Source organism: Pseudaeromonas sp. HNCC25DJ182, assembly GCF_055413365.1.
Genome location: NZ_JBVAYG010000001.1, coordinates 235,172 through 249,023 on the forward strand (window position 1 = coordinate 235,172; position 13,852 = coordinate 249,023).

General features: G+C 57.5%; 14 protein-coding genes. 6 read left to right on the plus strand and 8 right to left on the minus strand.

Annotated elements, in window-relative coordinates; translation table 11 throughout:
• The first annotated feature begins 118 nt into the window (after window positions 1-118).
• From rcsF to ACZYUB_RS01005, 3 genes are read left to right on the plus strand one after another with little or no spacing between them, the layout of a single operon-like run.
• Entirely contained in the window at window positions 119-490 is a 372-nt protein-coding gene (gene rcsF / locus ACZYUB_RS00995; RefSeq protein WP_463944806.1) for an Rcs stress response system protein RcsF, read from the plus strand.
• Window positions 491-492: 2 nt separating this feature from the next.
• Entirely contained in the window at window positions 493-1,200 is a 708-nt protein-coding gene (tsaA, locus tag ACZYUB_RS01000) for a tRNA (N6-threonylcarbamoyladenosine(37)-N6)-methyltransferase TrmO (protein WP_463944808.1), read from the plus strand.
• A 55-nt stretch (window positions 1,201-1,255) separates the two neighbouring features.
• On the plus strand, window positions 1,256-1,510 hold the full coding sequence (locus tag ACZYUB_RS01005; RefSeq protein WP_463944810.1) for a hypothetical protein: 255 nt from the start codon (window positions 1,256-1,258) through the stop codon (window positions 1,508-1,510).
• Between the two features lie 92 nt (window positions 1,511-1,602).
• Here the strand turns inward: ACZYUB_RS01005 and ACZYUB_RS01010 are convergent, their stop codons facing one another.
• From ACZYUB_RS01010 to ACZYUB_RS01025, 4 genes are all read right to left on the minus strand, one after another.
• A complete protein-coding gene (locus ACZYUB_RS01010) occupies window positions 1,603-2,085 on the minus strand; it encodes a hypothetical protein (RefSeq protein ID WP_463944812.1) in 483 nt (160 codons plus the stop codon).
• A gap of 247 nt (window positions 2,086-2,332) precedes the next feature.
• The gene (locus ACZYUB_RS01015; RefSeq protein ID WP_463944813.1) at window positions 2,333-2,860 is read right to left on the minus strand and encodes a hypothetical protein; all 528 of its coding nucleotides are present in this window, start codon (window positions 2,858-2,860) and stop codon (window positions 2,333-2,335) included.
• 24 nt (window positions 2,861-2,884) lie between these two features.
• Window positions 2,885-3,625: a PHP domain-containing protein gene (locus ACZYUB_RS01020; protein WP_463944814.1), complete on the minus strand. Its 741-nt coding sequence runs from the start codon at window positions 3,623-3,625 to the stop codon at window positions 2,885-2,887.
• 121 nt (window positions 3,626-3,746) lie between these two features.
• Window positions 3,747-4,754, minus strand: coding sequence for an ABC transporter substrate-binding protein (locus ACZYUB_RS01025; RefSeq protein ID WP_463944816.1), 1,008 nt, complete (start codon window positions 4,752-4,754; stop codon window positions 3,747-3,749).
• A 296-nt stretch (window positions 4,755-5,050) separates the two neighbouring features.
• On the opposite strand from ACZYUB_RS01025, the gene ACZYUB_RS01030 reads away from it, so the two are divergent.
• The gene (locus tag ACZYUB_RS01030; protein ID WP_463944818.1) at window positions 5,051-6,775 is read left to right on the plus strand and encodes a proline--tRNA ligase; all 1,725 of its coding nucleotides are present in this window, start codon (window positions 5,051-5,053) and stop codon (window positions 6,773-6,775) included.
• A gap of 105 nt (window positions 6,776-6,880) precedes the next feature.
• On the opposite strand, the gene ACZYUB_RS01035 is transcribed toward ACZYUB_RS01030, so the two are convergent.
• Complete coding sequence (locus tag ACZYUB_RS01035) at window positions 6,881-7,540, minus strand: hypothetical protein (protein ID WP_463944820.1); 660 nt, start codon at window positions 7,538-7,540, stop codon at window positions 6,881-6,883.
• A gap of 559 nt (window positions 7,541-8,099) precedes the next feature.
• Window positions 8,100-9,080, minus strand: coding sequence for an acrylyl-CoA reductase (NADPH) (gene acuI / locus ACZYUB_RS01040; protein ID WP_460882843.1), 981 nt, complete (start codon window positions 9,078-9,080; stop codon window positions 8,100-8,102).
• A 295-nt stretch (window positions 9,081-9,375) separates the two neighbouring features.
• Between acuI and ACZYUB_RS01045 the strand changes: the two genes are divergently transcribed.
• Window positions 9,376-10,254: a GGDEF domain-containing protein gene (locus tag ACZYUB_RS01045; protein WP_460882842.1), complete on the plus strand. Its 879-nt coding sequence runs from the start codon at window positions 9,376-9,378 to the stop codon at window positions 10,252-10,254.
• 13 nt (window positions 10,255-10,267) lie between these two features.
• On the opposite strand, the gene tilS is transcribed toward ACZYUB_RS01045, so the two are convergent.
• Window positions 10,268-11,599, minus strand: coding sequence for a tRNA lysidine(34) synthetase TilS (gene tilS, locus ACZYUB_RS01050; protein ID WP_463944822.1), 1,332 nt, complete (start codon window positions 11,597-11,599; stop codon window positions 10,268-10,270).
• Window positions 11,600-11,892: 293 nt separating this feature from the next.
• Here tilS and ACZYUB_RS01055 point away from each other — a divergent pair, with 293 nt between their 5' ends.
• Window positions 11,893-12,810 (plus strand): DUF2628 domain-containing protein, encoded by a 918-nt coding sequence (locus ACZYUB_RS01055; protein ID WP_463944824.1) that lies wholly within the window; start codon window positions 11,893-11,895, stop codon window positions 12,808-12,810.
• A gap of 73 nt (window positions 12,811-12,883) precedes the next feature.
• Here ACZYUB_RS01055 and accA read toward each other — a convergent pair whose 3' ends face one another.
• Entirely contained in the window at window positions 12,884-13,840 is a 957-nt protein-coding gene (gene accA, locus ACZYUB_RS01060) for an acetyl-CoA carboxylase carboxyl transferase subunit alpha (protein ID WP_460882839.1), read from the minus strand.
• Window positions 13,841-13,852 lie beyond the last annotated feature (12 nt).

A 13,852-nucleotide genomic window follows, 5' to 3' on the forward strand; every position in this document is an offset into this window, starting at 1 on the left:
ATCTCCATAGAGCCAACCGTTGGCGGCCCAGATGCCGCCAACGAGCGCCGTGAGTGTGGTGAGGGCGGCCGCAACCGCCTATAATGGCTCCCTCTCAAGCATGTCGACTGGACTCGTGATGAAATTCTCTGCCTTGCTGCTCACCCTGGTACTGGCTGGTTGCAGCACCTACAGCTTCCACACCAATCTGGATAAAGAAAACTTCACCGAATATTTCAAACCCGGCACCGTGACCCTGGTGGAGAAGGAGCAGCTGGATAGTTTGCAATACCAGATCCTGGGTACAGTGGAAGGCAACTCCTGCCAGGAAGATAACACCCAGCCAGTTCCGGTGATCGGCGATGCCCGCACCGATGCCCGGGTGCGTACCGCCGATCTGGGGGGCAATGGGTTGCTGATCTCCAAGTGCATCGAGCTGGGGCAAACGCCGGGCTGTCAGGCCAGCATCACCTGCTACGGCCAGGCGCTGAAAATCGCCGAGCCCAAGTAAGCATGTCCAACACCCTTACCCTGCAGCCGGTCGGCATACTCAGCTCTCCTTATCGAGAGAAATTTGCCGTGCCCCGGCAGCCAGGGCTGGTCAAGAGCGCCCGGGCGCGTCTGGAATTGCTGCCGCCCTGCAACGATCCGCAGACCCTGCGCGGCATCGAGCAATTCAGCCATCTGTGGCTGATCTTCCAGTTTCATGAATGCGCCGAACAGGGCTGGCATCCGACCGTACGACCACCACGTCTGGGTGGCAACGAGCGGGTTGGCGTGTTCGCCAGCCGCAGCCCGTTTCGTCCCAACGGGCTGGGACTCTCGGTGGTCGAGTTGCGCGGCGTCCAGCAGCAAGGCTCCCGTCTGTGGCTGGAGCTCGGCGGCGTCGATCTGGTCGATGGCACCCCCATCCTCGACATCAAGCCCTATGTGCCCTACGCCGACAGCCTGCCCCTGGCCAATGGTGGCTTTGCGCCCGAAGCTCCGACGCTCATGTCCGTGGAGTTCGAGCCCCAGGCCGAAACCAGCCTACACCAGCAGCAGGGGCGTTACCCCGAGCTGCGCAGCTTTATTGCCGAAGTGCTGGCCCAGGATCCACGCCCAGCCTACCGTCACCAGACCGATGATGAGCGGGAGTATGGCGTGCATCTGTATGAGTTCAATGTGCGCTGGCGCGTGGTTGGCGGCATCAATCGGGTCGTAGCGCTGGATCCGGTCTGATAGCTGCTGCACACTGGTGCCCTCCGCCACCCGGACGGCACACAGGGAGTTCACCATGCGCAGCCATCGCCAAACCCCAAATATTCAGACCGCCAGCCACCCGCTTAGCAAGCTGGCATCACTGTTGACGCTGCTGATTTTGTGCGGCTGCACGCCACCCGCCCAGCCGGAACCGCCCAAGGATGCCGCCAAAGAATCCAACCTGCTGCAAAGCCAGACCGAGGCGCTGGAGAAAGCCAAGCAGGTGGAGCAACTGCTGCAAAACGCGGCGAGTGCCCAGCAAGCGGCGATTGATGAACAGATGCGCTAAGCCGCAGTTCTATCGCCACACCCCATAAAAAAATCCCCCCGCAGCAGCGAGCAGCGGGGGGATGATCTGTGCACAAGCAATAGTGCTATGGGTTATTGGCGTGACAACTCGAAGTCGACGATCGCCCCGCCTTTATACATGTCCTTGGCTTGATCGGCTTCCTGGCAGCCCACCTCGTCTGCACCATCGTAACCGCAGATGAAGCTATCCCAGTTCGGAGAGCCAGTAACATTCATCCCAAAACCGGTACCAGCCTCCGGCACGGTCGGATCCAGCTTGATGTAGCCGTGCCCCCCCTTGTCAGCGTTCTCGATGCGGAGCCAGACCACCAGATCATAAGGCAGGCAATTGGCTGGCGTACCCGGAGCCGCCTCCCAGGAGTAGGCGCCGTTCACCGTCGGCTCGCCCATGAAGTTGTCCACTTTGTATCGCACGGTGAACGAGCTGATCTCGCAGCTGCCGACACGAATATTGGTCTTGGTTTGTTCACCCTCACAATCGCAATACTGATTGGCCTGCACTGCCATCGCCAGCAACACAGCGACCATGCCGCTCATCCATTTCACATGTTTCATCCGTTCTCCTCGCTGACTCTCGTGTCTTATGCAACGTTCAGATTGATTAGGCCGCCATATCCGATATAACGGCCCGCGTTTTTTAACCTGCCGGCTAAAAAACGGCGGCTATCTTAGCCAGTTTCACTCACCGTGGCTTGTGACAATAAGCTTGAATAAATCGAACTATCCAAACCAATTGGCATAAGAAATGAGAAAAGGCCTCTTTAGAGGCCTTTTATATGCTGAATCAAGACGTTATTTTGCCTTAGGGAAAAGCATCCAGTGCTTCCTCTTCATCATCCGTGGCCAGATCAGGCTCCATAGGTTGGCCTTCATCCTCTGATGACTCCGAAATGCTCGTCTGATCCGTTGGCGGCGTCGAGGCCACCCCGAACACCGGGGTATCGCCACCTGCCAAGGTCACAGTCCCATACAGAATGCTGTAGCCATGGGGCAGCAACCAGTAGCGCACTATTCCCTCATCCTGCTCGAACGCCCCCAGATAGATCAAATCTTCCGCCTGCAAGGCTGAAGGATCATCATCCGACTCGCCCAGCTTCAGGTGCAGATACTCAAGCAATTGCTCCTCGGTGGCGCTGGAAAGTCCGGTTTTGCCGCGCCAGTCATCCGCTGGACGCGGTGTCTCGTCCGCCTCCTCACTGTCGATATGCTCGAGCACCGCCGGGGCTACCTTCATATCCATCAGCCGATGTTGCTGCTGATAGTCCGCCAGTAGACGAATGCTCAGCGTCAGCAGCAACAGCAAACCAGCCCACATGATCCACGCTTTCATCTTATCCTCTGCTCCCTGCCACCGTTACCAAGTCACCAACTCCGGGATCTCCGGATGACCGCGCTGGGTTAAAAATTCCAGCAAACGTCGGGGAGAGCCATTCAGCAGTCGCTCTTGAGGAAAACCGGTCTTCTCAATCAACTGCTGGGCATAGGAGAAATCACCCAGGCTGTAGGCGACATGGGAATCCGAGCCCAGCACCAGAGTCGCCCCCAGATCCCGCGCCACTTCAACCAGGGTCTGACAATTGGCCTCGCTGCCGCGACGGGAGTGACAAAACGACGAGTTATTGATTTCCAGCGCCACCTGATGGCTGACCGCCGCCGCGACTACCGCTGGAATATCAATCGGATAAGCCGGGTTGCCGGGATGGGTAATGATATCGACGGCGCCACTGCGAATGGCATTGATCATCGCCCGGGTATGGGTCTCCTGATCGCTCGGCGCAAACACCGGCTCATGAAAACCGGCCAGGATAATATCCAGCCCCTCGCGCATGCGCTCCGAGCAGTCGATCTCGCCAAAGACGTTCTTGATGTTGGCCTCGATACCACGCAGGATGCCGACGCCATCGACGATGCGCGGCAACACCCGCAAGTTGATGAAGTGCCAGAAATGCGGCGCATCGGCCATCTCGGGACCATGATCCGTGGTGGCAAACAGCCGGATGCCCTTGCGCTTGGCCTCGGCCACATAATCATGGATGGTGCTATAGGCATGGGTACTGGCTACGGTGTGGCTATGAATATCAACTGGATAGTTCATGACGTCTCAAACTCCCCTTCGCTCTGACCTTGGTACAGGCCGCAGCATACCATAAAGCACCGTCGACCGATTGAACTCAGCACCACCTCCTCTTGTAGCCGCTCAAAGATCCACCCGCTGTTTACTGCAACCAGCCATCCAGGCGGCTCCATTGCGCGGCCTGGGCCTTGAGACGCTTGAACTCGATCTCCCGCCACTCCCGCCGCAACAACCGGCTAAACAGGGGAGTATCCGGCTCAATCAGGGTAAACAGCGAGAGCGCGGTGACCGCAGGTAGCGGATGTCCCTGTCGGTGTTCATCGATCAGCAACAACCCCAGAGCCCCCGCCACAAAATGCCCGCCACCCAGCACAGAAATACGCCCTTGCTGGCGCAACTGCAGCACCTGTGGCGAGGTATTGATGGAACTCAACCAGATATCCTGCCCCGGAACTCGGCCTGCCTCGACGAGGGCGCGCAATGCCCCGAAAGCCATATGGTCGTTGGCCGTCCAGATGTGGGTCACCGCAGGGTAACGCCGGAGCAGCACCTGCATCTGGCCGTAGGCCGTCAACTCATCCCACTGCCCATACACCTGTTGTAACAAACGCGCGGACTTCAGTTGCAGCAGAGCCTCCTTAGCCCCGGCATCCCGCGCTGTCGAAGCTGGAGTCGCCTTGTCACCGGACATCATGATCACCTGGGGCGCGCTTGCGGTCCCCTGCCCCAGCAACTGGCTCATGGTTCGCTTGCCAATCCAGTGATTATCCGGCACGACCGCAGGCAGCAGATACTTGGCCCAATGCGGGTCCAACGCCAACTCGCTGCGCTGCTGCGGGGTGATATCGTTCAAGATAAACAGCACGGGAATAGGGTAGGAGCGCAGCAGTTGCAGTAGCTTGGGCCCCACCAGTCGCTCATTGGTCAGCACCACATAATCCGGCAAAGGCGGTCGCTTCAGGCGACCCGCGAGAAACTCGGCCATGCGAAAGTGTTCCCGCTCGGCATGGAACACTTCCAGGCGAAGATCCAGATCCTCGGCAGCGGCAGCCATCAGGCCATCCACATCACCCCAGAAACTCTCCTGAGCTTTACCCGGATTAAGAAACAGCACCGAACTCTGCTCGGCATGCGCACTCGACAAGGCCATGACCAACACCCAGCAGACGCCCACGATTCGTATGTTCACCCAACACGCAGTCATAGACTGATCTCCAATTCCCGATTGTCATTGAGCATAGTCCTTAGCTATACCCCAAAGACCTCTCTTTCATCCAGCCCCCGGCAATCCCGCCCAGCCAAGCGGAAGGCAGCCTGATGCCAGAGTGCAGGCTTTTGGTGTTGCAACGATTTTCTCCTTAAGTTCGCTCCAGCAGCCTGCTAGAATTTCGCCCCACTTAAGTTCTCTTCGCCGCACATCCGGCATAAGCCAAGGATCCGATATCCATGCGTACCAGCCAATACCTGCTCTCTACCCTGAAGGAAACCCCCTCCGATGCCGAAGTGATCAGCCACCAGCTGATGCTGCGTGCCGGTATGATCCGCAAACTGGCCTCCGGTCTCTACAACTGGTTGCCGACCGGTCTGCGGGTGCTGAAAAAGGTAGAAAACATCGTTCGCGAAGAGATGAACAATGCCGGCGCCATCGAAGTCTCCATGCCAGTGGTACAACCCGCCGAGCTGTGGGAAGAGTCGGGCCGCTGGGAGCAATATGGTCCCGAGCTGTGCCGTCTGACCGACCGCCACAACCGCCCCTTCGTGCTGGGCCCGACCCACGAAGAGGTGATCACCAATCTGGTTCGCTATGAAGTGAACAGCTACAAGCAGCTGCCGCTGAACCTGTTCCAGATCCAGACCAAATTCCGCGACGAAGTGCGCCCCCGTTTCGGCGTGATGCGTGGCCGTGAATTCCTGATGAAGGATGCCTACTCCTTCCATATCGACAAGGAAAGCCTGGTCGACACCTACGGCAAGATGCACGCCGCCTACTGCGCCGCCTTCAGCCGCATGGGTCTGGACTTCCGTCCGGTGCAGGCCGATACCGGCTCCATCGGTGGTACCGGCTCCCACGAATTCCAGGTGCTGGCCGATAGCGGTGAAGATTTGATCGCCTTCTCCACCGACTCCGACTACGCCGCCAATATCGAGATGGCCGAAGCCCTGGCTCCCGCCGGTGAGCGCCCGGCTGCCACTGCGGCGCTGGCCGTAGTCGATACCCCGAACGTGCACACCATCGACGAAGTCGCCGCCTTCTTCCAGGTGGCACCGACTGCCATCGCCAAGACCCTGCTGGTGCTGGGCGAAGAGGATGAAAAGCAGCAACAGGCGGTCATCGCCCTGGTGCTGCGCGGCGATCATGAACTCAACGACGTCAAAGCCGAGAAGCTGCCTGGCATCGCCAAGCCGCTGACCTTCGCCAATGACGAGCAAATCAAGGCCGCCGCCGGTTGTGATGCCGGCTCCATCGGGCCCAAGGGCTTTGCCGGTCGCATCATTGTCGATCGCGCTGCCGCCCATCTGGCCGACTTTATCTGCGGTGCCAACGAAACCGGCAAGCACCTGACCGGCGCCAACTGGGATCGGGATATCAGCGGTTACGAAGTCGCTGACATCCGTAATGTGGTCGAAGGCGATCCAAGCCCCTGCGGCCAGGGCACCCTGCTGCTCAAGCGCGGCATCGAAGTGGGCCATATCTTCCAGCTCGGCACCAAGTACTCCGAAGCCATGAAGGCGACTGTGCTGAACGAAGGTGGCAAGGCCACCATCATGGAGATGGGCTGCTACGGTATCGGTGTTTCCCGTGTGGTCGCCGCCGCCATCGAGCAGAACTATGACGATGCCGGTATCATCTGGCCGGATGCCATTGCGCCGTTCGAAGTGGCCATCATCCCGATGAACATGCACAAGTCCCATCGCGTGGCTGAGCTCGCCGAGCGCTTCTACACCGAGCTGAAGGCCGCCGGTGTCGATGTACTGTTCGACGATCGCAAGGAGCGTCCGGGCGTGATGTTTGCCGATATGGAACTGATCGGCATCCCCTACGCCATCGTCATCGGCGAACGCGGTATCGACAATGGCGTGGTGGAATATAAGCAACGCCGCGGCGGCGAGAAGAGCGAAGTCGCGATCGATGACGTTGTTTCTATCATCAAGGCTAAATTAAATCGCTAATCACGGTTTATTAAGATAAATAAAAAAGGATCCTGCGGGATCCTTTTTTATTATATGGAATTGGATGATTAACATAACATGATATACATGCATATGGTTTTACATTTATAGGCCTACTCTCAAGTCAGAATAGTAGTATTTACATGTTACTGTTTCCACTGGAATGCCCAGATCTCGGCATTTTATAGAGAAAACATAATGGAAACGATCTAGCATCCTGCATGTTTGTGGGTTTAAGTATGCAATCACCTTATTCTTATTTGAATGAAAGGCTATTCTATTGTGGAGGCTGCCACTTGATAAACCATCAAGAACAAGAAGGCATTTAATTACTTCACACCACATTGAATAAACTCTGTGATTCATTTGATTGAATTCAAAAACCAAATCAGCCGGAATCGAATTTATATCTTTATCTTCAATATGACTTAGTATATCGACTAAAAAATCACGCACACTACGATCTTCGAATTGCCTTTCTAATGCGGCATCTATTGCGAATATATACTCTTTTATTTGTTCTTCTTGGTGTTGTATCAATGAATGCTGATGTTGTTGATTCTGTATAAAAATCTGAGTGGAAATCATAGCAAGCGTGATAAATGATAGAATCGGGGTGTATATTCCACCTATATAGCTACCTAAATCAGACCACTCACTAGGATTACCCCATAAGCCGAAGCCAAATTTATACCCATATGCAACAATTGGAGTTAGCAAACTGATGAACAGTACCCATAAAATAAACTTGTATTTCCAGCTCACAGAACACCTCAAAACAAATAATCAATACTGAGTCCGCGACTCACCAATGACATTAAACCATCGCGATAAACAACCAGAACTTATTTGAACGTTAAACCAATAAAACCAAACACATTCCCAGCTCACATTAATTATGGCGACCTGCAACAGGCCATATATTTAAATAACAAATGATGTCGCTTAGATAACCACTCTAAACCTTGCACATCCTGCTGCAAATCCCTACCGATCACGAAATAACGAAATAACGAAATAACGAAATAATATACGCCAATAATAAATTGTCGTGCCAGAAAGCTGGCATGGTGGAATAACCCAGACCGTTGGCGGCAGGGATGCCGCCGTCGAGCCTACAGGGATGTATTTACGGCGGGTCTGGGTTGGTCCGCCATGTCAGCAACCAAGCCAATAGTGCAATCTGCGCCGAGTTCGCATATTCCATCACGGACATCACGAACATCGCCAAGGTTTGAATTTGCGAAACGATTTAAAGACCGCCGAATAACAATAAGGGAGCCTCAGCTCCCTTATTGAATTCATCATGCTTGCGAAGTAGCGATTACTCGCAGCGCACCAGGACCCGGCCGGTAATTTGGCCCTGGGTAATAGCATCGGCGGCGGCAATCACGCCGTGCAGATCCACCTCGTGACAGGCTTGGCTGTAGAAGCTGGCGGGCAGCAACTCACCCAGCCGCTGCCAGGCCTCGGCACGACGGGTCAGCGGGCACTGGACCGAATCCACCCCCTGCAAGCGGATATTGCGCAGGATAAACGGCATCACGCTGGAGGGCAGATCGGCACCACCGGCCAGCCCGCAGGCGGCAACCGCGCCATTGTATTTGACTTGGGAGATCACCTTGGCCAGCAGCTGACTGCCCACGGTGTCGATGGCACCGGCCCATAACTGCTTGTCCAGCGCCTTGGCAGGGCCTGCGAACTCATCGCGCGCGATCACCCGGCTCGCCCCCAGCGCCGCCAGATAGTCATGGTTGTCGGCACGCCCGGTCACGGCTACCACCGGATAATCCAGCTGCGCCAGCAGAGCGACCGCCACCGAGCCGACGCCACCACTGGCCCCGGTGACCAGCACCTCGCCCTGCTCCGGGCTGACGCCCGCCTCTTCCAGCGCCATCACGCAGAGCATGGCGGTCAGGCCGGCGGTGCCAATTTGCATCGCCTGACGCTCGCTCAAGGTTTCCGGCAAAAGCAGCAACCAGTCCGCCTGCAGACGAGCCCGGGTTGCCATGCCGCCCCAGTGATTCTCGCCAACCCCCCAGCCGGTGGAGAGCACCCGATCCCCGGGCGCGAAGCGTTCATCGGCAGATTCCAGTACCTCCCCCACCAGATCGATGCCCGGAATCATGGGCCAGCGCCGGACGATTGGCCCCTTGCCGGTGATCGCCAGACCATCCTTGTAGTTCAGCGAGCTGTAGTGCACCGCCAGCAACACCTCGCCAGCGGGCAAGCTGGCCTCAGCCACATCCTGAACCCGAGCCTGGGTCTTTCCATCTTCCTGCTCTAACAGTAATGCCTTGAACATATCTCACCCGCTGCTAAAAAAATGACGTCAGGGCTCATTCTGCCACACTCCGGGCCCTGTCGCGTCATCTCCAGCGCCAGAGCCTTGACACTTATCGACGAGACGGAAAATCAGCGGAAAGAGGAAACCATTTTTTGGCGCGTGGCAGAGTGACTCCGGCATGTGGATGTAAATTTAAAACCTTATATTTCAATGCAATAAAACATATCGTTGGTAATTTCCCATCATGCCGAGAAAATAGGCATAGGAGTTGCTATTTAATCTGCAACAACGTTTTATGCAGTAGGTGGCCTCGATGGAAAGCCTTCAATTAATCAGTAATTTTGGTCGCAATGGTGAGCTGAAGCTGAACCATTACCCGACGCATCCCTCGATTGCCAATCGGGAGAAGCTGGAGTTGCTGGAAAGCCTTATGTCGCAGGAAAAACTTGCCGATCTGCTGCAAACTTTTGCCGCCTGGGTTGCCAACCAGTTGCCGGTTTGCCGCATGGCCTACCACTTCATGACCCGGCGCGTAAAACTGCTGGACAGCCTGAAGCGTGGCCACAAGCAGAGTTTCACCCTGCAGGATTCCCAGATGCAGTATCTGGGGCAGATGGATTACGAGTTGCAGGAGAACCTGGATCCCCAGCAACAGCGTAAGCTGCAACAACTGCACCAGCTGTTGGCTCAGCCGTTACGTCTGTTTCTGCGCATGGAGCAGATGGATTTGCAAAGTCGGCTCGATCACCTCACCGGTGTCGGTAACCGCGCCTTCTTTGATGAGTCACTGCCGCGTGCCATCCAGCAGAATCAGCGCAATCCGGACGGTCTGACGCTGGTGTTGCTGGATCTGGATCGGTTCAAGCAGGTCAATGACACCCACGGCCATCCGGTCGGGGATAAGGTACTCAAAGAGTTCGCCGATATTTTGACGCGCAGTGTCCGCGGTACCGATCTGGTGTTCCGGTTGGGCGGCGATGAGTTCGCCCTGCTGTTGCAACCGGCGGATGAAGAGGCCGCCACCCGGGTCGAGGCGCGCATCAACTATCATCTGCGCAACAATAAGGAGTTGCAGCCATTAGCCGTTGGTTGCAGTCTGGGCTTTGCCCGCTGGCACAAGGGCATGGATGCGACCGCACTCTACACCCAGGCCGACCAGCAACTCTATCGCCACAAAAATAGCCGGGCCTGAACAGGCCCGTCTGTTATTCCGCCCCCCAGCTTATGGCTAAACCCGCGCCACCATCGGCGACCACGAAATCCTGACTGACAAAGATCCCCAGCGCCGCCGCGACTTGCTCACCATAGAACAACAGCGGGATCTGGCTACGCTGCCAGGGAGCTATCTCATACTCCTGCCACAGTTTTTTCAGCGAGCGCGAGCCCGAGCGACCGGCGGGATGGGCGCGCACACTGCCTCCCACCGCAAAGCGCAGTGACAGTGGTTCGTCCGCCGTGGGCAGTCGCAGATCCGCCCCTTCCGTCACGGGCGTCAGCCGCAGCAGCTGCTCCCCCACCTGCCAGACGCCGGGATAATCCAGCACCAGTGTCGCTCCCGAGACCGGGGCCGCATCGGCCACGCGGTACAGGGCGCCCTGATAGCGTCGGATCACGCCACAGTCGGTCTTGAGCTGGGGATTGGCATCCTGACGCGCCATGGCCACTTCCGACCAGATCCGCAGCACCGCATCCCGATCCGGCACAGCGCCACTGTGCCGGCGTAGCCAGTAGCGCAGCAGGTTATGCCGCCGCGACGGCGACAGGCACGCTAACTCCGCCAGTAACAGGCTGCCGTCTGGCTGTTGGCAAGTAGCCAGATCGGCGGCCGCTACCTCGTTCGCCAGAGCCTCTTGCTCGCCGCACAGTTCGGCACTGCGGCTGGCCGTACGGCCAAAGCTCGGCCAGCGTTCCTGCAATAGCGGCAGGATCTGCGCTCGCAGAAAGTTGCGATCGAAGCGCTCATCCTGATTGCTGTCATCCTCAATCCACTCCAACTGCTGCTGCCGGGCCCACGCCAGCAACTGCGCCCGGCTGCAATCGAGCAGCGGTCGCACCAGCTCGCCGGTGGCAAAGGGTTGCCGGACCGGCATGGCCGATAGACCGCGCACCCCGGCACCGCGCTTGAGGGCCAGCAGCATAGTTTCCAGCTGATCGTCCTGATGATGGGCGGTGAGCAGGGTGCCCCCATGCGGCAGATGACGAGCCAGCGCCTGATAGCGCACCTCACGGGCACTGGCTTCCAGACTCTCCCGCGGGCCGCGGGACACAGTCACCCGCTCCACGACACAGGGCACATCCAACTCGCGGCAGATGCGCAGACAATGCTCCGCCCAGGCATCGGCGTGTGGATTCAAGCCATGATGGACATGCACCGCCTGCAGGCTGTAGCCCGGGCTCAGACGCACAAACTGCGCCAGCCAGACCAGCAGCACATGGGAGTCCATGCCGCCACTGTAGCCGATGACCAGTGGCCCCGGTGAGAGCTGTGCCCCCAGCCACGCGAGATGGGACTCCTGTAGTCGATCGATATGCTTCATGATTCCGGCTTCCTCATCGTGGGTTTCGGGGCTTCGTGGCGGGCAGTGCATCCATCTGCGGTTATTGGCTGAGCTCGAGAACCGGGCTGTGCGGGGCATGATAGCAGAGACGCGGGCTCATCCCATCTTGCTCGTATGCCTTGTCTTGTCCGAGTGCGCGGGTTCGTGAACCACCACGGCAGAGGCAATCTGTGACTGTTCTCGCCTTCCCTGCGCCCGAACCCCAGCTCTGGCCGCAAAGCCGCTATGATGGCAGCGGTTTGATTGTATTGATGAATAGACAAGGAGTGTCCATGCACTGTATCCATTGCGGTAGCGCTCATACCGATACCGCGCAATATTGTCCCCAGTGTGGCCAGCCGTTAGCCAACGCCACGCTCAACCCCGCCGAGGTGACGCGGCAGAATTTCGAGGCCATGGTCGGGCCGAAGAACCAGCATTATTACCTGCCACGTTTCGAAGCCTTTGAAGCCAACGGCAAGACCAGCCTCGGTTGGCACTGGCCCGCCTTCTTCATCACCTTTTATTGGCTGCTATACCGCAAGATGTGGCTGGCCGCCCTGCTCTATTTCATCCTGCCCTATGTGGTGACCACCGCCTTAGGTATTGTCGGTGCTGTGGTGGGCGAGCAGGGCCAGATGCTGGTGCTGGGCGGCTATGGGGTGTATTGCCTGGCCATCCTTATCTTGCCACCGATGCTGGCCAATGGTCTCTATTACCGTCATTGCCAAAGCAAGATCCGCAAGGCCGAAGCCCAGTATCCGGAGCGGCAACGCCTGCTCGGTTATCTTCAGGCCAAGGGGGGCACCAGCCATGTGATCCTGTTTGTAGTGCTGATATTCGGTCTGATCGCCGTTATCGGCATTCTGGCTGCCATTGCACTTCCGGCTTACCAACAATACACACAAAAAGCCAAGCTCATGCAGGTCTATCACTCCGGCCAGAGCGTCACTCAGGAGCTGAGCCTCTATTACGCCGAGCATCAGGCTCTACCTGACAATCTGAGTCAGCTGACGCTGCCCCAACTAGCGCCCCAGATCGCAGCCCTGCAACTGGATCCGGAACATGGCGTCCTGGATGTGCAGCTGGCCGCCCCGGCATCCGGTCAATCGTTGCAATTTGTCGCCAGCGCCGAGAGTAATGGCGCCCTGAGTTGGCGTTGCCAGAGCCAGACCGTTCCAGTCCGCTCTTTGCCCCCGGCCTGCCGCTAGAAGACTCGAGTGTTCCAAGCCGCAGAGACAACAAAGGCACCCGAGGGTGCCTTTGCTTTTACCGCAGAATGGATCAGCAATAGCCGAACGACATCAGACGGTTATAGCGCTCTTCCAGCAACTGCTCGGTGGAGAGACGACGCAGGTCTGCCAAGTCCGCCAGCAGACGCTTGCGCAGCAAGGCTGCCATACCGTCGTGATCCCGATGGGCGCCGCCCAGGGGCTCCGGTACTATGTTGTTGATCAGCTTCAGCTGCTTCAACCGTTGCGCCGTGATACCCATGGCTTCGGCCGCGGTGGAGGCCTTGTCGGCACTCTTCCACAGGATCGAGGCACAACCTTCCGGTGAAATCACCGAGTAGGTGGAGTATTGCAGCATGTTGACCCGATCGCCGACGCCGATGGCCAGCGCACCACCCGAGCCACCCTCACCAATCACGGTACAGACCACCGGCACCTTGAGGCTGGACATCACCTTGAGGTTGCGGGCAATGGCTTCCGATTGCCCACGCTCTTCGGCACCGATACCGGGATACGCACCCGGGGTGTCGATAAAAGTGATGATCGGCATCTTGAAGCGCTCGGCCATCTGCATCAGACGCAGTGCCTTGCGATACCCTTCTGGGCGCGGCATGCCGAAGTTACGGCGGATCTTCTCCTGGGTGTCGCGCCCCTTCTGTTGACCAATGACCATCACCGGCTCACCTTCGAAGCGGGCAACGCCACCTATGATTGCCTTGTCGTCAGCAAAAGCGCGATCGCCGGCCAGCTCTTCAAACTCGGTAAACAGACGGCTGATATAGTCCTTGGTGTAGGGACGGCCAGGATGACGGGCAATTTGGGAAATCTGCCAGGCGCCCAGCTCGGAAAACAGCTTGCGCGTCAGCTCTTCGTTTTTCTTCTCCAGCCGGGAAATCTCCTCGGAGAGATCCACGTTGTTACCCACCCCACTGCTGACATGTTTAAGCTCATCAATCTGAGCCAACAGCTCGGCAATCGGTTGTTCAAAATCCAGAAAATTCAAATTCATAGTGATATCCGA

Coding starts and splice junctions, on each gene's coding strand:
- ACZYUB_RS01020 (WP_463944814.1), bottom strand. CDS start 3,625: ATGAACTATCCAGTTGATATTCATAGCCACACCGTAGCCAGTACCCAT.
- ACZYUB_RS01010 (WP_463944812.1), bottom strand. CDS start 2,085: ATGAAACATGTGAAATGGATGAGCGGCATGGTCGCTGTGTTGCTGGCG.
- accA (WP_460882839.1), bottom strand. CDS start 13,840: ATGAATTTGAATTTTCTGGATTTTGAACAACCGATTGCCGAGCTGTTG.
- ACZYUB_RS01055 (WP_463944824.1), top strand. CDS start 11,893: ATGCACTGTATCCATTGCGGTAGCGCTCATACCGATACCGCGCAATAT.
- ACZYUB_RS01045 (WP_460882842.1), top strand. CDS start 9,376: ATGGAAAGCCTTCAATTAATCAGTAATTTTGGTCGCAATGGTGAGCTG.
- ACZYUB_RS01025 (WP_463944816.1), bottom strand. CDS start 4,754: ATGGCCTTGTCGAGTGCGCATGCCGAGCAGAGTTCGGTGCTGTTTCTT.
- ACZYUB_RS01015 (WP_463944813.1), bottom strand. CDS start 2,860: ATGAAAGCGTGGATCATGTGGGCTGGTTTGCTGTTGCTGCTGACGCTG.
- rcsF (WP_463944806.1), top strand. CDS start 119: ATGAAATTCTCTGCCTTGCTGCTCACCCTGGTACTGGCTGGTTGCAGC.
- ACZYUB_RS01005 (WP_463944810.1), top strand. CDS start 1,256: ATGCGCAGCCATCGCCAAACCCCAAATATTCAGACCGCCAGCCACCCG.
- ACZYUB_RS01030 (WP_463944818.1), top strand. CDS start 5,051: ATGCGTACCAGCCAATACCTGCTCTCTACCCTGAAGGAAACCCCCTCC.
- tsaA (WP_463944808.1), top strand. CDS start 493: ATGTCCAACACCCTTACCCTGCAGCCGGTCGGCATACTCAGCTCTCCT.
- tilS (WP_463944822.1), bottom strand. CDS start 11,599: ATGAAGCATATCGATCGACTACAGGAGTCCCATCTCGCGTGGCTGGGG.
- acuI (WP_460882843.1), bottom strand. CDS start 9,080: ATGTTCAAGGCATTACTGTTAGAGCAGGAAGATGGAAAGACCCAGGCT.